The following is a 19,967-nucleotide window of genomic DNA, read 5'->3' on the forward strand; positions in this document are numbered from 1 at the left end:
CCGACCGGGACCCGCGTCGGCCTCAGGTCGCACTCAGGGCTGCGGATCGCGGGCGTCGTAGTCCCAGAACGAGCGCTGGCACCACAGCGCCACCCCGAGCAGCAACACGCAGGCCAGCCCGCCGGCCAGCGCCGCCCCGCCCTCACCGAGCCGGGTGGAGACCGCGCCGAGCAGCAGTTCGCCCAGCCGGGGGCCGCCGGCCACCACCACGGTGAACACCCCCTGCAACCGGCCGCGCATCGCATCCGGGGTGGCGGTCTGCAGGATGGTCTGCCGGAACACCGCGCTGACCGCGTCCGAGGCGCCGGCCACCGCCAGGGTGACCACGGCCAGCACCAGCGCGATCCAGACCACGTGGTCCGGGCTGCCCCGGCCGACGACCACCAGCAGGGCGCCGAAGGCGGCGATCGACAACCCCCAGGAGGCGATCGCACCGATGATGATCCGGCCCTGCCAGCGCACCCGGGCCAGTCCGCCGGAGAACAGGCCGGCCACGATCCCGCCCAGGGCGATCGCCGCGGTGAGCACGCCGGTGGTGGTCTCCCCGCCACCCAGGTAGAGCAGGGCCACCGCGGGGAACAGCACCCGGGGCATCGAGGTGATCATCGCGATCAGGTCGACGATGAAGGTCATCCGCACATTGGGCCGGGTGCCCAGGTAGCGCAGCCCGTCCAGCACCGACCCGAGTCCGGCCCGGGCCCGGCGGGGCGCCGATGCGTCGGTCTCCGGGGGCATCGACGGCAGCCGGAACAGCGCGACGATGGCGAAGGTGAACAGCACCGCGTCGATCGTGTAGACCGGGCCGTAGTCGGCGACCGCGACCAGGGCGGCCCCGAGCAGCGGACCGCCGGTGAGCGCGACGTTCCAGCCGATGGTCTGCAACGCGTTGGCGGCGGGCATCAGCCGGGGTTCCAGCAGCCGCGGGATGATCGCGGATCGCGCGGGGCTGTTCACGGCGTTGGCGCCGGACTGGACCGCGGTGAGCAGGTAGAGCAGCCCGACGTGGTCGCTGCCGGCCCAGCCCTGGATCGCCAGCACCCCGGTGGCCGCCCAGCTCACCGCGGAGGCGACCAGGGCGACGGTGCGGCGGTCGGCGTGGTCGACGATCGCGCCGCCGTACAGCCCGAAGATCACCAGCGGGAACAGCGCGCACAGCCCGACCAGGCCGACCGAGAAGGTGGAGCGGGTCAGCTCGTACACCTGGAGCCCCACGGCGACCACGGTGAACTGGGTGCCGAGGTTGGCGATCGACAGTCCGAGCCAGAGCCGCCGGAATGCCGGACTCACCCGCAGCGGGGTCAGGTCGACGAGGACGGAGGGCACCGACGGAGTCTACGCAGCACGCAGGCCGCGACCCCGGGTCGTCCGGGGCCGCGGCCTGCGGGAACGGGTCAGCCCTTGGCGGCCTCGACCGCCTGGGTCAGCGCCCCGGCGGTGTACAGGTCGCCCTGGAACTGCTCGCCGTCGATCATCACGTACGGCGTGCCGACCTGGCCCATGTCCTCGCGCATCTGGTTGACGTTCGCCTGCAGCCACGGGGCGAAGGTCCGCCAGTCCTGGCCGTCGGCGGTGGCGGTGAACTGGTCGACCACGTCGTCCGGCACCCCGGCGTCCCGGGCCAGCTGGGCGATCTCCGCGTCGGACAGGCCCTTGGAACCCTCGTCCGGCTGGTCCGCGAACAGCGCGGCGAAGAAGTCGGCGAACTGCTCCGGCGCCTGGTCGGCGACCACCGCGGCCGCGTTCCCGGCCCGGGTGGAGTACTCGGCGCCGCGGGACTGCGAGTCCAGGAAGGACAGCAGGTGGTACTCGACGGTCACGCCGCCCTCCTCGCGGAGTGCCTCCAGCTCGGGGCCGTTGACCTGCTCGAACTGGCCGCAGTAGGGGCACATGAAGTCGGTGTAGACCGACACGACGACGTTGCCGTCCTCGGCCTCGCCGGCCACGCCGTCCTGGCCGACCGGGATGCCGCCGTTCTCCCCGGCGGAGGCGGGGGCGGTGGTGTCGGCCAGGGTGATGGTGTCGGCGTCGTCGGCGGTGTAGGCGATGCCGGGCTGGTTGGACTGCATCCACAGCCAGCCGCCGACACCGACCAGGGCCAGGACGGCGACCACGACGGCGCCGATGGCGATGAACTTGTTGCGCTGCTCGCGCTTGCGCTGCGCCTCGCGCATCTGGCGGGCCTGCTCACGGGCCTGATCGCGACGCTCGGCCTTGGACGGCCGGGGGGAGTTGCTGGACATGATCTGCTTCCTGCTCTGCTGACGGGACGGGTCGGGGGTGGCGGGCCTCAGGCCACGGCCACCGGCGGCCCCCGCAGCGGGTGGCGGTCCCCCGGCACACCGGAGGGCAGGGTGGGAGCACGGTGCTCGACCAGGATGCCGATCCGCTCGCGCACCTGCACCCGGAACCGGCTCAGCGCACCCAGGTCGGGCAGCACCGCCGCCAGCACGCCCAGGGCGGCGCCGGCCGCGCGGGTCAGCAGGGCGATCAGCCCGACGCCCAGCGCCCCGACCGCCGCGTGCGCCGCCAGCACCGGCAACGCCAGGGCGACCAGCAGCACCGCGGTCTGCGGCACGCCCGGCACCACCGCCAGGGTCCCCGCCGGGCAGTCCGGCACGTCGCGCAGCAGGGTCAGCCGCTGCCCGAGCTCGGCCAAGGGCCCCTCGATCGCGGCGCACTGGTGCACCAGCACCCGGGCCAGCCCGAGCCAGCCACCGGCGACGAGCGCGAGCGCCGACACCAGGCCCACCACCCCGGGCACGCCGAACCGCGCGCGCAGGACGCGCCACGGTCGCGTGGGGGCACGGTGGGCAGACATGGCCTTCAGGGTACGGGCCGAACCCGGGAAAACCCTGGGACGGCTCACGAACTCGGCACCGGCGGCGACCCGAACGGGCTGAAGTCGACCGGATCGCCGCCGAGCAGCGTCCACACCGCGAGACCGGCCACCGCGAGCGCCAGCAGGACCAGCACCGCGGCACCCCAGCGCCCCGGTGCGACCGCGCCCAGCGCCCAGCTCGCGCCCTCCCGGGTGGTGCGCGATCCCGGCCCCCACCACAGGGCGATCGACCCGATCACCGCGGTCACGGCCAGCAGCCCGGCCTCCAGCAGCGGATCGGGTTGCTCGCCACCCGCGTGCAGCAGCCACCACCCCACCCCACCGACGATCAGCACCAGCGCCACCGCCACCAGCAGCGAGGGCAGCACCCCGACCAGGGCGCGCAGCAGGTGCCAGGGCGAGGCGACCACCGCGCGCAGGCCGTCCGACCGGCGCGGCCCCACCCGGTCGCGGCGGCGCAGGGTCGCGTCGACCACCGAACCCACCGTCCGGGCGACCAGCAGCAGCGGCAGCAGCACCAGGAGCGTGACCCCGGGCCGGACCGCCGCCCCGGCCACGGTGAGCAGGCCGAGCGCCAGCAGCGAGCCCGCGCGGCGGGGCGGGGCCGGGCGGACCGGCGGTTCGGCGTAGCCGGGCCAGGCGGGGGCGGGCTCCTGGCTGGGCGGTGCCCACGGGCCGGGTCGGTCGCCGGGGCGGGCCGGGGGGTAGACCTCGGTGGACGGGCCTGCCGCGGGGTAGGTCGCGGGGTAGGCCTCGGTCGGCGGGCCCTGGGTGGCGTAGGCCTGGGTCGGCGCGCCGGTGGGATACGCCTGGGTCGCGGGTCCGCCGGTGGGATACGCCTGGGTCGGCGGGGCCCCGGCGGGATACGCCTGGGTCGGCGGGGCCCCGGCCGGGTACGCCTGGGTCGGTGGGCCGCCGGCGGGGTACGCCCGGGTCGCCGGGTCGGACGGCGCGGCGACCGTCCCGAGCCGCTCGGTGGCCGGGTAGGCCGGTGGCAGCGCCTCGGTCGCCGCCCCGGTGGCCACCTCCCGGGTGCGGGCGGGCGCGATCGCCCCGGGCAGCACGGTGGTGGCGCCGGTGGCAGGCGTGGTGACGTCCGGGTCGAAGCTCTCCCCCCGGCGTTCGGCCTCCGCCAGCGCGGCCACCACCTCCTGCGGGGTGGCCCGGTCGCCCGGCTCCGGGGCGAGCGCATCCCAGAGCGCACCGGAGGTGATCGGGCCGAGTCCGCGCAGGTCGGCGTCGCCCTCCCGGGTCCGGGCCAGCACCGCCTCCAGCGGCCGGACCCCGAACGGCGCCCGCCCGGTGGCGGCGAACACCAGCAGCCCGGCCCAGCCCCACCAGTCGGTCTCCGGGGTCGGCTCCGCCCCGCCGATCAACTCCGGCGCCAGGTAACCCGGGGTGCCGACGACGAACCCGGCCGAGGTCAGCCGGGTCTCGTCCACCGACTGCGCCACCCCGAAGTCGATCAGCACCGGACCCTGGGGGCCGAGCACGACGTTGGACGGTTTGAGGTCGCGGTGCACCACCCCTGCCTCGTGCACCGCGCGCAGCGCATCGGCCAGCCGGTCGGCCAACCGGTGCAGCGCGGCGGCGTCCAGCGGGCCGCGGCTGCGCACGTGGGCGGACAGGTCCTTGCCGGGCACCAACTCGGTGACCAGGAATGCCTCGGTGGAGTCGTCCTCGGCGTCCAGCACCGCCGCCACCCCGGGGTGCCGCAGCCGTTGCAGCGCGGCCACCTCCCGGCGCAGCCGCTCGCGGGCGGCCGGGTCGGCGCCGATGTGCGGGTGCAGCAGTTTGAGCGCGACCGTGGTCCCGCCGCCGTCGACCGCCCGGTACACGGTGCCCATGCCGCCGGAGCCGAGTGGGGCGAGAATGGTGTACCCGCCGATCTCGGCGCCCGGTTCCAGGCCCACGCGCTCCATGCAGGGCACGGTAACCGCCGTCGATCGGACCCCGGGCCAGGGCGCGCGGGATGCGCACAGGCTCCGCTCATCACCGGTTCCCCGGCGAAACATCCCAGGTCACGTTATCGTCAGGTCGAGCCCAAGGAGCTGAGAAATCGTGGCAACTGCAGGTTATGACCTCGTGATCGTGGCGAACCGCCTCCCGGTGGACGTCAGCCTGGACGACAATGGCGAACCGACCTGGACCCGCTCCCCCGGTGGCCTGGTGACCGCCCTCGAACCGGTGGTGCAGAAGTCCGACGGCGCCTGGGTCGGCTGGGGCGGATCGGCCGACCTGGAGCTGGAGCCCTTCGACGCCGACGACATGCGCCTGGTGCCGGTCGCCCTGTCCGAGGACGACCTGACCCAGTACTACGAGGGCTTCTCCAACGACACCCTGTGGCCGCTCTACCACGACGTGATCCAGCCGCCGACCTTCCACCGGCAGTGGTGGGACGCCTACCAGCGGGTCAACCGCCGGTTCGCCGATGCGGCGGCCGCCCAGGCCGCGCCGGGTGCCACGGTGTGGGTGCACGACTACCAGCTGCAACTGGTGCCCAAGTACCTGCGCGAGCAGCGCCCGGACATCCGGATCGGCTACTTCCACCACATCCCGTTCCCCCCGCTGGAGATCTTCGTCCAGCTGCCCTGGCGCAAGCAGGTGGTCGAGGGGCTGCTCGGCGCGGACCTGATCGGCTTCCAGCGCGGCGGCGACGCGGCGAACTTCGTCCGGGCGGTGCGCCGGCTGACCGAGCACACCACCCGCGGCCAGATGGTCACGCTCACCGACGCCAACGGCCGGGTGGAGCGGCACGTGCGGGCGGCGGCGTTCCCGATCTCGATCGACTCGCACGCCTTCGACACCATGGCCCGCACCCCGGAGGTGCAGCAGCGCGCCAAGGAGATCCGCACCGAACTCGGCGACCCGAAGGTGCTGCTGCTCGGCGTGGACCGGCTGGACTACACCAAGGGCATCCGGCACCGGATCAAGGCCTACGGCGAGCTGTTGGAGGACGGCCGGCTGTCGGTGGAGGACGCCACCCTGGTCCAGGTCGCCTCGCCCAGCCGGGAGAACGTCGGCGCCTACCAGCAGCTGCGGGACGACGTGGAGATCCTGGTCGGCCGGATCAACGGCGACTACTCCGAGTTCGGCCACCCGGCGATCCACTACATGCACCACTCCTATCCGATGGAGGAGATGGCCGCGCTCTACCTGGCCGCCGACGTCATGCTGGTCACCGCGCTGCGGGACGGGATGAACCTGGTCGCCAAGGAGTACATCGCCGCGCGCTCGGACGACCGTGGTGCCCTGGTGCTCAGCGAGTTCACCGGCGCCGCCGACGAGCTGGGCGGCGCCGCCATCCTGGTCAACCCGCACGACATCTCCGGGCTGAAGAACGCGATCATGCACGCGGTGAACATCGACCCGCGCGAGGCCCGCAAGCGGATGCGCCGGCTGCGCCGCCGGGTGCTGGAGAACGACGTGGCCAACTGGTCGAACACCTTCCTGTCCGTGCTCACCGCGGTGCCGGTGCGGTCCAGCCATGTCTGAGCTGGTCGCCGCCGCGCTGGACCGGATCGCCGCCCGGCCGCCGCTGCTGCTGGCGCTGGACTTCGACGGGACGCTGGCCCCGCTGCAGGACGACCCGGAGCGCTCCCGGATGTCCCCCGCCGCGGCCGGTGCCCTGGCGGAGTTGGCGGCCCGGCCCGACCTGGTGCGGGTGGCGCTGGTCTCCGGCCGGGCGCTGGCCGACCTGTACCGGCTGGCCTCGCCGCCGGAGGGCACGGTGCTGATCGGGTCGCACGGGGCCGAGCGGGCCCGGGTGTCCGGCCACGGCCTGGACCGCCAGGACATCCGGCTGGACGACGCGCAGGCCGCCCGGCTCACCGAGCTGGCCGCCCGGATGCAGGCGGTCGCCCGCGGCCGGGACGGGGTGTGGGTGGAGACCAAACCCGCCGCCGCGGTGCTGCACACCCGGCTGGCCGACTCGGCGATCCGGGCCGCGGCCGAGGCGGAGGCGCTGGAGATCGGCGCGGAGCTGGGCTCGGCGGTGCTGCACGGCAAGAACGTGGTCGAGGTGTCGGTGCTGACCGCGGACAAGGGATCGGCGATCACCGCGCTGCGTGCCGAGCTGGGTGCCGGTGCGGTGCTGTACGCCGGGGACGACGTCACCGACGAGCACGCACTGGCGGTGCTCGGCGCGGACGACCTGGGGGTGAAGGTCGGTGAGGGCGACACCGCCGCGCGGTACCGGGTGGCCGACCCCGACGCACTGACCGCCGTCCTGGTCGGCCTGGCCGAGCGGCTGCCCGGGAACGGATAGACCCGTGACCCGCGGGCGGATGGACGAGGTCGAGCTGGTCGAGGACGACTGGGTCACCGGCCGCGAGCCCGCCCCCGCCGTCCGCCCGCCGCGCGGCCCCTTGCCCTGGCGCCGGATCGCCCGCCGCTGGTGGCCCGCCCCGGTGGTGCTGGCCGCCGTCCTGGTGCTGGCCGACCTGGGCACCGGATCGGTGGAGCAGCGCGACTACCAACGACTGCAGGCCGTGCCCGGCGTGATCCGGCCGATCGGGCCGGACGTCCGGGTCGGCGGCCCCGGACCACGGCTGACCACCCTGGACCCGGGTCAGGAGGTGGGCGGGGTCCTGATCAGCCGGCTCTGGGACGCCAGCGGGATCGGGGTGTTCGTCACCGGGACGGACCCCGAGACCGGCGACCAGCTCTGGCGCACCGATCTGCCGCTGGGCACCCCGCACTCCGGCGAGTTCGCGCAGGCCGAGTGCTGGGGCGATCGCGGCGAGCTGGTCTGCTGGGGCAGCCTCGCGCACCAGGACCCGGACAACTGGTGGCTGCGCTGGGGGCGCACCACCCTGCTCCGGATCGACCCGGCCACCGGGGAGATCCGTGCCGCCACGCCACTGGCCCCGGGCAGCGCCGCCGCCGGGGCGGACGGTCTGCTGGTCACCGCCACCGACCAGGGCGACGGGCTCACCGTCGAGGCCACCGGGCCGGGCGGCACCGAGCTGTGGTCGGTGTCCGTCGAGCCGTGGGACCTGCCGGACATCACCGCCACCGACCGGTTGGCCGTCACCGTCGGGGCGGAGCTGATCGCGGTGTCCGCACCGGACGGCACCTGGCTGATCGACCGCACGGACGGCCGGGAGGTCGGTCAGGGCGCCCGGCCGCTGCCGACCCGGGCCGGCGGATTCTGGCTGCAACGCGCGGGCCGGTTGTGGCTGATCGACGACGCCGGCCGGCAGGTGGACCTCGGCACCGGCACCGTGCTGCCCCTCGGGGTGGACGACGGGTCGGCGCCGGACGTCGAGTTCATCACGCACGAGTTCGCCCAGGAGCTGCAGGCCGTCGACGCCGGCAGCGGCGACCTGCTCTGGGCCACCGAGCACAACGGCTGGCAGCCGTACTCCTCGATCCTGGTCGGCGGGGTGCTGTACGGCAGCACCTCGGACACCCTGCACGCGATCGACGCCCGGACCGGGGCCACCCTCTGGGACGCGGACGTGGTGGCCTACAACAGTTGGTCCGCCCAGCCGGTGACCGACGGGCGCCAACTCCTGCTGCTCGCCCGCGAGGACAGCGAACCGGTGCTGGTGGCGCTCGATCTGCGCACCGGCGAGCGGCTGTGGTCCGCGCCGATGCCGGCCGACGCCGAGCTGCTGGTCGCCCAGCGCCACCAGCTGTTCGTGCTGCGCGCCGACCGGTTGGCCCCGGTCACCTGACAGGTCCGGGACGTGGTCCGGGTCACACCCAACCTGTGGCAGGATGACCCTGGGAACGGGGGACCTCCACCGCCGGTGGTGGCCCCTCGGCCCGTGTCAGCGAAGACACACTGACACTCTTCACTACGGATCGTCCGGCACGTACCTGCCGGTGAAGGGAACGATGATGGCTACGGTCACTTTCGACAAGGCCACCCGGGTCTACCCGGGCACCGAGCGCCCCGCTGTGGACGCCCTGGACCTGCACATCGAGGACGGCGAGTTCCTCGTCCTCGTGGGCCCCTCCGGCTGCGGTAAGTCCACCTCGCTGCGCATGCTCGCCGGCCTGGAGGACGTCAACTCCGGCCGGATCCTGATCGGCGACCGCGACGTCACCGACGTCCAGCCGAAGGACCGGGACATCGCGATGGTGTTCCAGAACTACGCGCTGTACCCGCACATGACCGTGGCCGACAACATGGGGTTCGCGCTCAAGATCGCCGGCACCCCGAAGGCGGACATCCGCCAGCGGGTCGAGGAGGCCGCCAAGATCCTCGACCTGACCCAGTACCTGGACCGCAAGCCGAAGGCGCTCTCCGGTGGTCAGCGTCAGCGTGTGGCGATGGGCCGTGCGATCGTCCGCCAGCCGCAGGTGTTCCTGATGGACGAGCCGCTGTCGAACCTGGACGCGAAGCTGCGTGTGCAGACCCGTACCCAGATCGCCTCGCTGCAGCGCCGCCTGGGCGTCACCACGGTCTACGTCACCCACGACCAGACCGAGGCGCTCACCATGGGTGACCGGATCGCCGTGCTGAAGGACGGTCTGCTGCAGCAGGTCGGCACCCCACGCGACATGTACGACACCCCGGCCAACGTCTTCGTCGCCGGCTTCATCGGCTCCCCGGCCATGAACATCGGCACCTTCGACGTCGCGGACGGCATCGCCACCGTCGGCTCCGCGGGCATCGCGGTGCCGCGGGACGCGCTCACCCAGCTCGCCGCGGACGACAAGAACCAGATCACCATCGGGTTCCGTCCGGAGTCGCTGGACGTGGTGCCGCAGGGCACCCCGAACGCGATCCCGATCGTGGTGAACCTGGTCGAGGAGCTGGGCTCGGACGCCTACGTCTACGGCGCGCTGGCCGGCGACTCCGCCGCGGCGGAGGTCACCTCCGGCGCCGGTGACTCGCAGGTGATCGTCCGGGTCGGGCCGCGTGAGGTCCCGCTGAAGGGCGACACGATCTGGGTGACCATCCGCCCGGGCGAGGAGCACCTGTTCCACGCCGGCTCCGGTGCCCGCATCAACGCCTGACGCACACCACATCTCCACCCGGAGGGGCGGGGCTCGGCTCATGCCGGACCCCGCCCCTTCGGTCATGGATGGGAGGATGTGACCCATGGATCGACCCCGCCTGCAGATCACGGCCGCGGCCCCGGACCCGGCGCTGCTGGACCTGCCCTGGCACATCCCGCTCGCGGACTGGCCCGCCGAGCAGCTGGCCGCGCTCCCCCGCGGTATCTCCCGGCACACGGTCCGCTTCGCGCGGCTGTCCGGCCGGGTGATCGCGATCAAGGAGATCGGGGAGACGGTCGCCTACCGGGAGTACGAGCTGCTGCGCCAGCTCAGCCGGCTGGACGTGCCGAGCGTGGAGCCGGTGGCGGTGATCTCCGGCCGCACCGACGTGGACGGCGAGCCGCTGGAGCCGGTGCTGATCACCCAGCACCTGCGGTTCTCCCTGCCCTACCGCTCGCTGTTCAGCCAGGCGCTGCGCCCGGACACCGCGACCCGGCTGATCGACGCCCTGGCGGTGCTGATGGTGCGCCTGCACCTGGTCGGCTTCTACTGGGGCGACGTGTCGCTGTCCAACACCCTGTTCCGCCGGGACGCCGAGACCTTCGCCGCGTACCTGGTCGACGCGGAGACCGGCGACCTGCACGACAGCCTCACCGACGGGCAGCGCGGCTACGACCTGGAGGTCGCCCGGGTCAACATCATCGGCGAGCTGATGGACCTGCAGGCCGGTGAGTTCCTGGAGGACGAGGTCGACGCGGTGGCTATCGGCGACGCGCTGGCCGAGCGGTACCAGGAGCTGTGGGGCGCCCTGACCGAGGCCGAGTCCTTCGGCTCCGGCGACCGGTGGCGGGTGCAGGCCCGGATCGACCGGCTGAACGACCTGGGCTTCGACGTCGGCGAGCTGGACATCACCACCGACCTGGACGGCACCTCGGTCCGGATCCAGCCGAAGGTGGTCGACGCCGGGCACCACTCCCGCCGGCTGATGCGCCTGACCGGGCTGGACGTGCAGGAGAACCAGGCCCGCCGGCTGCTCAACGACCTGGACGGCTACGCCGCGGCCACCGACCGGCAGAACGACGACGAGAACTTCGTCGCGCACGACTGGCTGAACGGGGTGTTCGAGCCCGCGGTCCGGGCGGTGCCCCGCGAGCTGCGGCCCAAGCTCGAACCGGCCCAGATCTACCACGAGCTGCTCGACCACCGCTGGTTCCTGTCCGAGCAGCAGGGCCGGGACGTGCCGATGCCGGAGGCGGTGAAGTCCTACGTGAAGAACATCCTGCCGAACCGCCCGGACGAGGAGGCGATCCTCGGGGTCTCCGCCGCGGACCTGCGCGAGGAGGCCGACCCGCTGATCGGCTAGCGGATGTCTCCCCATCGGCTCAGTGAGTCAAGGCGAGCCACCCTCCTCCCCCGCCCCCGCGACATGCGGCAATCCGGGCGACATGCGCATGTGGGCGTCTGTCGCGCGAGGATCCGCATGTGTGGTGACATCACCGGGCGAGCAGTCGCTCGCTGCCGGCCCAGAGCTGCTCGACCAGGGCCGGGTCGCTCGCCCGGCGCGGCAGGCGGTCCACCCGGCCCGGGCGGCCGTAGTACTGCCCGGACCGCCAGGCGTCGCTCTCGGCGAAGAACGCCAGCCGCGCCCCGCCCTCCTCGGCCGGGATCAGGAACCGGTTCAGCGCCGTGCGGTAGAGCAGCTTCAACGGGCTGGTGGTCTTCCGGGCGAAGGCGGTGGCGACGTTGCCGGGGTGGAACGCCACCGCCCGGACCCCGCGGGCGTGCAGCCCCCGGGTGAACAGGATGTTCGCCAGCTTCGCGTTGCCGTAGGCCTTGGTCGCCCCGTAGTGCCGTGAGGTGTCCAGATCCGTCACGTCGAACCGGCTGAACAGCCGGGCGGCGATGCTGGCGGTGGTCACCACCGCGGTCTGGGGCGTGAACACCGGCCGCAGCAGCCCGGTGAGCAGGAACGGCGCCAGATGGTTCACCTGGAAGGTCAGCTCCACCCCGTCGCCGGTGATCGCCGGTCCGGCGAACGCGCCGCCGGCGTTGTTCGCCAGCACGTCGATCCGCGGGTAGCGCTCGGTGATCCGGGCGGCCAGTTCCCGCACCTGCGCCAGCTCCGCGAAGTCGGCCACGAACGCCGCGTCCGCCCCCACCCGCTCGGCCACCGCGTGGGTCTTGTCCGGGTTGCGGCCGACCAGCACCAGCCGCCGGTCCGGCCCGGCGAGCTGGGCCGCCGCGGCCGCGCCGATCCCGTCACTGGCTCCGGTGATCACGAGGGTGCGCACCCCCGCATCCGATCAGAGGCTGCGCTGGCGCGCCACCTCGTACAGCGCGATGCCGCCGGCCACCCCGGCGTTCAGGGACTCCACCTCGGAGGCGATCGGGATGGAGGCGATCACGTCACAGTGCTCGGCGACCAGGCGGGACAGGCCCTTGCCCTCGGAGCCGATCACCAGCACCAGCGGGTCGGTGGAGTAGGGCATGTCCGCGACGGTGGTGCTGCCGCCGCCGTCCAGGCCGACGATGAAGCATCCCGCCTCGTGCAGCCGCTCCAGCGCCCGGACCAGGTTGGTCGCCCGCGCGACCGGCACCCGGGCGGCCGCACCGGCGGAGACCTTCCAGGCCGAGGCGGTGACCCCGGCGGAGCGGCGCTCGGGCACCAGGACCCCGTGGGCGCCGAAGGCCCCGGCCGAGCGCAGGACCGCGCCGAGGTTGCGCGGGTCGGTCACGCCGTCCAGGGCGACGATCAGCGGCGGGCGGTCGCTGGCGGCGGCGATGTCGAGCAGGTCCTCGACGTCGGCGTAGTCGTAGGGCGGCACCTGGATCGCGACGCCCTGGTGCACGGCGCCGTCGGTCATCCGGTCCAGCTCGGGCTTGGTGACCTCCAGCAGCGGGTAGCCCTCGTCCGCGGCGGTGCGCAGGATCTCCCGGGTCCGGTCGTCCGACTCCAGCCGGGTGGCGATGTACACCGTGGAGACCGGGATGCCGGCCCGCATCGCCTCGACCACCGAGTTGCGTCCGGCGACCACCTCGGTGACCGCGCCGCGGCCCTTGCCGCTCGCCGGGCGCCGGGTGGTGGTGGACGCGCGCTTCTGGGCGGCGACCTTCTTCTTGTGCGCGGAGTGGTAGGTGCGGTCCTCGGCCTTGGGGGTCGGGCCCTTGCCCTCCAGGCCGCGACGGCGCTGACCGCCCGAACCGACGGTGGGCTTCTTGCCGCTCTTGCGGGTGGCGCCGCGGCGCTGGGAGTTGCCGGCCATCAGATGTCCTCGGAGTCGTTGCGGGCGGCGAGCGACCAGCGCGCGCCGGTGGGAGAGTCCTCGACCGCGATGCCGGCGGCGGTCAGCCGGTCCCGGATCGCATCGGCGGTGGCCCAGTCCTTGGCGGCCCGGGCGGCGGTACGGGCGTCTAGCTCGGCCCGCACCAGGGCGTCCAGGGCGGCGCCGGTCCGGTCGTCGCCGGTGCGGATGCCCCACTGCTCGCCGGCCGGGTCCAGGCCCAGCACGTCCAGCATCGCGCGCACGGCGCCCAGCTCGGCCAGCACGGCCGGGTCGTCACCGGCGGCCAGCGCGGTGTTCCCGGCCCGCAGGTGCTCGTGCACCACCGCGAGCGCGGCGGGCACGTTCAGGTCGTCGTCCAGGGCGGCGGCGAAGCCGGTGGGCAGCTCGACCGCGGCGATGTCGACCATGCCGACCCGCTCGGTCGCCCGGTCGACGAACCCGGCCAGCCGGTCCCAGGTCGCCTCGGACTCGGCCAGGGTGTCCTCGGTCCACTCCAGCATCGACCGGTACTGCACTGCGGTGAGCGCGTACCGGAGCACCGCCGGGCGGACGGTCTCCAGCAGGGCGCTGACCAGCAGCCCGTTGCCCAGCGACTTGCTCATCTTGGCGCCGGACTGGGTCACCCAGCCGTTGTGCAGCCAGTACTGCGCGAAGCCGTACCCGGCCGCCCGGGACTGGGCCTGCTCGTTCTCGTGGTGCGGGAACCGCAGGTCGAGGCCGCCGCCGTGGATGTCGAAGGTGTCGCCCAGGTACCGGCGAGCCATCGCCGAGCACTCCAGGTGCCAGCCCGGACGGCCGCGGCCGAACGGGGTGTCCCAGGAGGCGGTCTCCGGCTCACCCGGCTTGGCGGCCTTCCACAGCGCGAAGTCGTGCGGGTCGCGCTTGTCGCCCTCCGCGGCCGAGGGGTCGGGCGCCATGTCGTCCAGGCGCTGGCTGGTCAGCGAGCCGTACTCCGGCCAGGAGCGCACGTCGAAGTACACGTCACCGGGTCCGGCGGAGTAGGCGTGCCCGCGTTCGACCAGCCGCTGCATCAGCTCGACCATCGCCGGGACGTGGCCGGTGGCGCGCGGCTCGTAGGTCGGCGGCAGCACCCCCAGCGCGTCGTAGGCGGCGGTGAACGCGCGCTCGTTCTCCATTGCCCAGGCCCACCACGGCCGGCCGGCCTCGGCGGAGCGGTTCAGGATCTTGTCGTCGATGTCGGTGACGTTGCGGACCATGGTCACCCGGTGCCCGGTGCGGCGCAGCCAGCGGACCAGCACGTCGAAGGCGACCACCGACCGCACGTGCCCGATGTGCGGCGGCGCCTGCACGGTGGCACCACACAGGTAGATGCCGACCTGACCCGGGACGACGGGGACGAAGTCACGCACCTCGCGGGTGGCGGTGTCGAACAGGCGCAGGCTCACCGCACCAGGCTACCGGCCCGTCTCCCCCGGCTTCACGCGGTGATCGCGGCCGCCTCGGCCCGCAGCTCGTCCAGCACCACCCGGACCACCCGCCGGGCGGCGCGCTCCGGGGTGGTCAGCGCCTCGATCCGCCGGGCGGCGCCCACCCCGGCCAGCGGGACCAGCCGGACCCCGGGCCGCCCACCCGCGGTGTACCGGGGCAGCAGGCTGATCCCGTGCCCGGCCGCGACCAGCGCCTCCACCACCCCGAAGTCGTTGAATCGCTGCACCACCCGGGCCGGCGACCCGGCGACCGCGGCCACCCGGTCCAGCACCCCGGCGACCGGGAACCCCTCCTGTACCGCGATCCAGCGCTGCCCGGCCAGCTCCGCCGGGGTGAGCGACGCCCGGCCGGCGAGCGGGTGGTCCGCGGGCAGGGCGACGTCCAGTGGTTCGCGCAGCAGCGGGGCGACCCGCACGCCGGGCGGCCAGTCCTCGCCGGTGTCCGGGCGGTGGGCGACCACCAAGTCGAAGTCCGCGGTCAGTGCCGGGAAGTCCTGCTGGGCCACATCCCGGTCGCCCAGGTGCACCTCCACCCCGGGGTGGGCGGCGACCCGGTGCAGCAGCCCGGGGGCGAGCAGCACCGCGGCCGACTGGAAGAACGCCACCCGGACGCTCCCGGCCGGTGCGCCGCGGAACTCGTCCACCGCCGACCCGGCCCGCTCCAGCGCCACCGCCACGTCCACCGCCGCCTCCGCCAGCGCCCGGCCGGCGTCGGTCAGCCGGATGCCCCGGCCCACCCGCTCGACCAGCGGGGTGCCGACCCGCTCGGTCAGTGCGCGCAGGTGCTGGGAGACCGCGGACGGGGTCAGGTGCAGCCGGGCCGCGGCGGCGGTCACCCCGCCGGTGTCCCGGACCGCCCGCAGCGTGGCCAGGTGATGGACGTCCATGAAGCAACGCTACAGAGTCGGGTGCGAATCTTTCGATGGTGCTGGACGTTGTCCGGCGACGACGATGCCGGCATGTCCGGACGCGATCGCCTGCTGGCCCTGGTGGTGGTGGTCTGCTGGGGTCTGAACTTCCCGGCGATCCACCTGTCGCTGGAGCAGTTCCCGCCGTTCTTCCTGGTCGCGCTGCGGTTCGGGCTGCTGGCGGTGCCCACGCTGCTGTTCGTGCCGCGGCCACAGGTGCCGGTGCGCTGGCTGCTCGGCTACGGGATCGGCTTCGGCGTGCTGCAGTTCGCCTTCCTCTACCTGGCGATGGACAGCGGGATGCCGACCGGGCTGGCCTCACTGGTGCTGCAGTCCTCGGCGCCGTTCACCGTGCTGATCGCCGCGATCTGGCTGCGGGAGCGGGTCACCGGACGGCAGGCGCTGGGCATCGGCCTGGCGGTGGCCGGGCTGGCCGGGATCGCGGTGGTCCGGGCTTCCGGTGGGGCGCAGGCCGGGGTATTGCCGGTGCTGCTCACCCTGTGCGGCGGGCTCGGCTGGGCCGTCGGCAACGTGTGCAGCCGGCAGGCCCGGCCGGCGCAACCGCTGCGGTTCATGCTCTGGATGTCCGTGGTGCCGCCGCTGCCGATGTTCGCGCTGGCCTGGCTGGTCGACGGACCCGACGCGATCGGCCGGTCGCTGACCACCCTGGGCACCCCGACCGCCGCCTGGGCGCTGGCCGGACTGGCGTTCACCGTGCTGATCGCCACCGTGGTCGGCTCCGGGATCTGGACCGCGCTGCTGGCCCGGCACCCGTCGCACCTGGTGGCGCCGTTCTCCCTGCTGGTGCCGGTGGTCGGGTTCGCGGCGAGCTGGCTGGCATTCGGGGAACGACCGGTGCCGGTGGAGCTGGCGCTGGGCGTGGTGATCATCGCCGGGGTGCTGGTGGCGAGTGCGCCCCGCCGCCGGCCGGCCCCGGTGCTGGTTTAGCCGGATTCCTCGACCAGCAGCGCGGTCGCCACGGCCGCGATCCCCTCGCCCCGGCCGGTCAGGCCGAGACCGTCCGTGGTGGTCGCCGACACCGACACCGGGGCGCCGGCCGCTTCGGACAGCACCGCCTCGGCCTCCGCGCGCCGGGGTCCGATCCGGGGGCGGTTGCCGATCACCTGCACCACGACGTTGCCGATCGTGAACCCGGCCGCGCGCACCTGCCGGGCGGCCTCGGCCAGCAGGTCGACCCCCGCCGCCCCGGCCCACTCCGGCCGGTCGACGCCGAAGACCGCGCCCAGGTCGCCGAGCCCGGCGGCGGACAGCAGCGCCTCGGCGGCGGCATGGGCGGCCACGTCCGCGTCGGAGTGCCCGGCCAGCGGCGCCTCCCCCGGCCAGCTCAGCCCGGCCAGCCGCAGCTCGGCGCCCGGCTCCGGCGCGGGGTGGTAGGCGTGCACATCCACGCCCAGACCGATCCGGGGGATCATGCGCCCTCATCCAACAGCAGGCCGGCCAGCGCCAGATCACGCGCGGTGGTCACCTTCATCGCCGACTCCTCGCCCGGGACCAGCCACACCGGCTCGCCGAGCGCCTCGGCCAGCCCGGCGTCGTCGGTGGCCATGGTGCCCGAGTCCCGGCCGGCCAGGTGCGCGGCATCCAGCACCGCCCGGTCGAAGCCCTGCGGGGTCTGCACCGCACGCAGCCCGGCCCGGGGCACCGTGCCCAGCGCGGCGGTGGCGCCCTCGGCGGAGGGGTCCACCGCGGTGATGGTGTCGGTCACCGGCAGCCCCGGCACGACCGCGCGATGCCCGGCCCGGACCGCGGCGACCACCCGGGAGACCAACTCCGGGGAGGCCAGCGGCCGGGCGGCGTCGTGCACCAGCACCACGTCGGCCTCCGGGTGCAGCGCGGCCAGGGCGGCGGCCACCGACTCCTGCCGGGTCGCGCCGCCGGTGAGCACGATCGCCTCCGGCACCAGGGTGCGGAAGGCGCGCTCGTGCCCGGCGGGGGCGGTGACCACCAGGTCGTCCACCTGCCCGGACATGACGAGACGCCGTGCCGCGTGCTGCAGCAACGGCGTCCCGTGCAGTCGGACCAGGGCCTTCGGCTGCGGATGTCCGAGCCGCCGGCCACTCCCGGCTGCGGTGATGATCGCGGTGACGGTCACGGCGACCGTCTCAGGAGGCGAGGACCTCGTCCAGGATGGCCTCGGCCTTCTCCTCCTCGGTGTGCTCGGCGAGCGCGAGCTCCGAGACCAGGATCTGGCGGGCCTTGGCGAGCATCCGCTTCTCCCCGGCGGACAGGCCGCGGTCGGCGTCCCGGCGGGAGAGGTCACGGACGACCTCGGCAACCTTGATCACGTCGCCGGAGGCGAGCTTCTCCAGGTTGGCCTTGTACCGGCGCGACCAGTTGGTCGGCTCCTCGGTGTACGGCGCCCGGAGCACCTCGAACACGCGGTCCAGGCCCTCCTGGCCGACCACGTCACGCACGCCCACCAGGTCGACGTTCTCCGCCGGGACCTCGATGGTCAGATCGCCCTGGGCGACCTTCAGCTTGAGGTAGATCTTGTCCTCGCCGCGGATGGTCCTGGTCTTGATCTCCTCGATCAGCGCTGCCCCGTGGTGCGGGTAGACAACGGTCTCCCCAACAGTGAAAGTCATCTGGAGGTGTCCCCTTTCGCGGATACCCATCTTACCACGCGAAATCGGGCAGACTTCGTGAAGATTCCTGAAGGCCAGCAGCGTTTGCGCAGGTCAGGCGCCTGTGTATCGGCTGGACGTCGCGACACGCACCGGCGTACGGCCCGGAATGCCACTGTCGTGACTAGAGTCCGACCGGGGCCGTTTCGGCCACGCGGGATCGGGGCTGCGACGCTCTGACCTGCGACGACGCCGCCGCCCGCGCCAGGATTCTGACAACCGGTCACCTCGATGCCGCCGTGCGCCGTAGGCTCAGGGGGCAGACGTCGATCCACCCCCAGGGAGCCACCGTGGCCCGCAGCCGCACATCCGCCCTCCGCCGCGCCTCCGCCGTCGCGGCCGTCGCCCTCGCCGCCGCCCTGTCCGGCTGCTCGGTGACCAACCAGATCACCTCCCAGATGGAGTACGACGCCTCGGACGGCGTCGGCGCCGCGCTCGGCGACATCAGCGCGGAGAACCTGGTGCTGATCGCCGCCGCCGCCGATCAGCCCGGGGCGCTGCAGGGTGCGCTGAGCAACCGCGGCGACCAGGCCACCGTGGTCGAACTGACCGTCGGCGACGACTCGGCGACGCTGCGCATCCCGGCCGGCGAGACCGTGCTGCTCGGCGGCACCGAGGGCGAGGAGGTCATCCTGGTCACCCCGGACGCCCCCGGCGCCACCACCGAGCTCACCCTGTCCACCGCCACCGCCGGCACCGAGACCCTGCCGGTCCCGGTGCTGGACGGCACCCTGCCGGAGTACACCGACCTGGTCCCCGAGCCCGAGGACACCCTCGACTCCTGACCGCCACGCGCGACGGCCCGGCACCCGCCCTGGGTGCCGGGCCGTCGTCACGTCGCCTCGCGGGCGGCCACGGGAGCTCGGCGCTCAGGAGTCGGGACGCATGACGTCGCCGTTGGCCGCGATCAGTGCCCGTGCGTCGGCCACGGCCGCGTCGATCTGCTCCCGCCGATCCGCCAGCTCTCCGGCGAACTCGGTGATGACAGGGATGGTGGCGCGGGCCTCCAGCCGGGCCATCCGCTCGGTGAACCCCGTCTCCTCCTTGCACGCGACGACACTCGACGCGAGCTGCACCTGCTGCTCACTGATCTCGTCGACCACCGCACCGACGACCGTCCACGGCGCGTCCGGGCTCGGTTCCATCCCACGGGATGTGAAACACGCTCCGAGTTCATCGAACAGGTCCACGGCTTCGTCACTGGTGAGCAGCGCTGCCTCGGCGGCATCGAGTTGCTCGGTCCACGGCCCGTTCAGTTGGGTCGCTTCCCGGAACGTCGCACCCGCCTCGGAGGCCCCGCACTCGTCGATCGTGGCCCAGTCCTCGTCGGTCAGGTCGAGGTTGGGGTCCGGCCCCGGGTCACCCGCGGGGCTGGACGCGGCGGGTGTGCCGGTCACGCTGTTGGCCGCGAGGTCGGCGTCGGTCATCGGCGGCACGAAGGCGAAACGCTCGGCCTGAGCCACCGTCCAGGGCCCGTAGTAGGACTCGGACAGGTAGATGGCGTCGAAGGCGAGCCCGGCCGCGAGGAACGTCACTCCTCGGTCCCGCGCGCACAGCGCCAGGTCGACGCTGCTCGCGGTCGCCAGGACGTCGTTCTCCTCCCAGGTCGGTTGGAAGTGGTCCATCGGGAGAACGACGGCACCGGATGCCTCGTCCACCTGCGGCTCGAGGTCCATGCCGTCGACGGTCAACGGGGCAGACGGCGGCAGCATGCTCGGAGCGACCGCCGGCATCTGCTCCGCCCCGGTACAGCCCGTCATCAGGGCGATGGCCACGACCGTCGCCACACCGGCCGCGATCAGCTTGCGCACCAGCACCCCCTCCGACGCTCGCCCGGGCACCAGCATGCCCCTGCCGCCGGGCCCCCTCAGCGCACTAAACGGTGGCTG

Annotated in this window: 19 protein-coding genes; 7 read left to right on the top strand and 12 right to left on the bottom strand. The window is 73.8% G+C overall.

Annotation, left to right across the window (positions count from 1 at the left end; genetic code table 11):
• Positions 1-33: 33 nt before the first annotated feature.
• The 4 genes from HGA03_RS09585 to HGA03_RS09600 form a co-directional block, all read right to left on the bottom strand.
• On the bottom strand, positions 34-1,323 hold the full coding sequence (locus HGA03_RS09585) for an MFS transporter (RefSeq protein WP_168630047.1): 1,290 nt from the start codon (positions 1,321-1,323) through the stop codon (positions 34-36).
• 68 nt (positions 1,324-1,391) lie between these two features.
• Positions 1,392-2,240, bottom strand: coding sequence for a DsbA family protein (locus HGA03_RS09590; RefSeq protein WP_168630048.1), 849 nt, complete (start codon positions 2,238-2,240; stop codon positions 1,392-1,394).
• Between the two features lie 47 nt (positions 2,241-2,287).
• Positions 2,288-2,818, bottom strand: a complete 531-nt coding sequence (locus HGA03_RS09595) for a hypothetical protein (protein WP_168630049.1) — start codon at positions 2,816-2,818, stop codon at positions 2,288-2,290.
• A gap of 44 nt (positions 2,819-2,862) precedes the next feature.
• Positions 2,863-4,761, bottom strand: a complete 1,899-nt coding sequence (locus HGA03_RS09600) for a serine/threonine-protein kinase (protein ID WP_168630050.1) — start codon at positions 4,759-4,761, stop codon at positions 2,863-2,865.
• 169 nt (positions 4,762-4,930) lie between these two features.
• Between HGA03_RS09600 and HGA03_RS09605 the strand changes: the two genes are divergently transcribed.
• The 5 genes from HGA03_RS09605 to HGA03_RS09625 all read left to right on the top strand — a co-directional run bounded on the left by HGA03_RS09605 (position 4,931) and on the right by HGA03_RS09625 (position 11,156).
• Positions 4,931-6,334: an alpha,alpha-trehalose-phosphate synthase (UDP-forming) gene (locus HGA03_RS09605; protein WP_373307633.1), complete on the top strand. Its 1,404-nt coding sequence runs from the start codon at positions 4,931-4,933 to the stop codon at positions 6,332-6,334.
• A complete protein-coding gene (gene otsB, locus HGA03_RS09610) occupies positions 6,327-7,106 on the top strand; it encodes a trehalose-phosphatase (protein ID WP_168630052.1) in 780 nt (259 codons plus the stop codon). Before HGA03_RS09605 ends, otsB begins: the two co-directional genes overlap by 8 nt.
• 4 nt (positions 7,107-7,110) lie before the next feature.
• Positions 7,111-8,520 carry an outer membrane protein assembly factor BamB family protein gene (locus HGA03_RS09615; RefSeq protein WP_168630053.1) on the top strand — a complete coding sequence of 470 codons (1,410 nt, stop codon included), beginning with the start codon at positions 7,111-7,113 and terminating at the stop codon, positions 8,518-8,520.
• Positions 8,521-8,686: 166 nt separating this feature from the next.
• Entirely contained in the window at positions 8,687-9,811 is a 1,125-nt protein-coding gene (locus HGA03_RS09620) for an ABC transporter ATP-binding protein (protein ID WP_168630054.1), read from the top strand.
• Between the two features lie 85 nt (positions 9,812-9,896).
• Positions 9,897-11,156 (top strand): DUF4032 domain-containing protein, encoded by a 1,260-nt coding sequence (locus tag HGA03_RS09625; protein ID WP_168630055.1) that lies wholly within the window; start codon positions 9,897-9,899, stop codon positions 11,154-11,156.
• Between the two features lie 130 nt (positions 11,157-11,286).
• Here the strand turns inward: HGA03_RS09625 and HGA03_RS09630 are convergent, their stop codons facing one another.
• The 4 genes from HGA03_RS09630 to HGA03_RS09645 are packed head-to-tail and all read right to left on the bottom strand — an operon-like array spanning position 11,287 to position 15,412.
• A complete protein-coding gene (locus HGA03_RS09630; RefSeq protein WP_168630056.1) occupies positions 11,287-12,084 on the bottom strand; it encodes an SDR family NAD(P)-dependent oxidoreductase in 798 nt (265 codons plus the stop codon).
• A gap of 12 nt (positions 12,085-12,096) precedes the next feature.
• Positions 12,097-13,056, bottom strand: a complete 960-nt coding sequence (rlmB, locus tag HGA03_RS09635; protein WP_168630057.1) for a 23S rRNA (guanosine(2251)-2'-O)-methyltransferase RlmB — start codon at positions 13,054-13,056, stop codon at positions 12,097-12,099.
• On the bottom strand, positions 13,056-14,483 hold the full coding sequence (gene cysS / locus HGA03_RS09640; RefSeq protein WP_168630058.1) for a cysteine--tRNA ligase: 1,428 nt from the start codon (positions 14,481-14,483) through the stop codon (positions 13,056-13,058). Before cysS ends, rlmB begins: the two co-directional genes overlap by 1 nt.
• 32 nt (positions 14,484-14,515) lie before the next feature.
• A complete protein-coding gene (locus HGA03_RS09645) occupies positions 14,516-15,412 on the bottom strand; it encodes a LysR family transcriptional regulator (RefSeq protein ID WP_168630059.1) in 897 nt (298 codons plus the stop codon).
• Between the two features lie 72 nt (positions 15,413-15,484).
• Between HGA03_RS09645 and HGA03_RS09650 the strand changes: the two genes are divergently transcribed.
• Positions 15,485-16,381, top strand: a complete 897-nt coding sequence (locus tag HGA03_RS09650) for an EamA family transporter (RefSeq protein WP_168630060.1) — start codon at positions 15,485-15,487, stop codon at positions 16,379-16,381.
• Here HGA03_RS09650 and ispF read toward each other — a convergent pair.
• From ispF to HGA03_RS09665, 3 genes are read right to left on the bottom strand one after another with little or no spacing between them, the layout of a single operon-like run.
• On the bottom strand, positions 16,378-16,866 hold the full coding sequence (gene ispF, locus HGA03_RS09655) for a 2-C-methyl-D-erythritol 2,4-cyclodiphosphate synthase (protein ID WP_168630061.1): 489 nt from the start codon (positions 16,864-16,866) through the stop codon (positions 16,378-16,380). The genes HGA03_RS09650 and ispF overlap by 4 nt on opposite strands.
• Positions 16,863-17,546, bottom strand: coding sequence for a 2-C-methyl-D-erythritol 4-phosphate cytidylyltransferase (ispD, locus tag HGA03_RS09660; protein ID WP_168630062.1), 684 nt, complete (start codon positions 17,544-17,546; stop codon positions 16,863-16,865). The genes ispF and ispD overlap by 4 nt, the downstream gene beginning before the upstream one ends.
• A 10-nt stretch (positions 17,547-17,556) precedes the next feature.
• On the bottom strand, positions 17,557-18,039 hold the full coding sequence (locus HGA03_RS09665; RefSeq protein WP_013769765.1) for a CarD family transcriptional regulator: 483 nt from the start codon (positions 18,037-18,039) through the stop codon (positions 17,557-17,559).
• A gap of 329 nt (positions 18,040-18,368) precedes the next feature.
• Here HGA03_RS09665 and HGA03_RS09670 point away from each other — a divergent pair, with 329 nt between their 5' ends.
• Positions 18,369-18,863: a copper chaperone PCu(A)C gene (locus tag HGA03_RS09670; protein ID WP_168630063.1), complete on the top strand. Its 495-nt coding sequence runs from the start codon at positions 18,369-18,371 to the stop codon at positions 18,861-18,863.
• Positions 18,864-18,947: 84 nt separating this feature from the next.
• Here the strand turns inward: HGA03_RS09670 and HGA03_RS09675 are convergent, their stop codons facing one another.
• Entirely contained in the window at positions 18,948-19,889 is a 942-nt protein-coding gene (locus HGA03_RS09675; protein WP_168630064.1) for a hypothetical protein, read from the bottom strand.
• Positions 19,890-19,967 lie beyond the last annotated feature (78 nt).

The organism is Cellulomonas denverensis, from assembly GCF_012396125.1.
Lineage (GTDB): Bacteria > Actinomycetota > Actinomycetes > Actinomycetales > Cellulomonadaceae > Cellulomonas > Cellulomonas denverensis.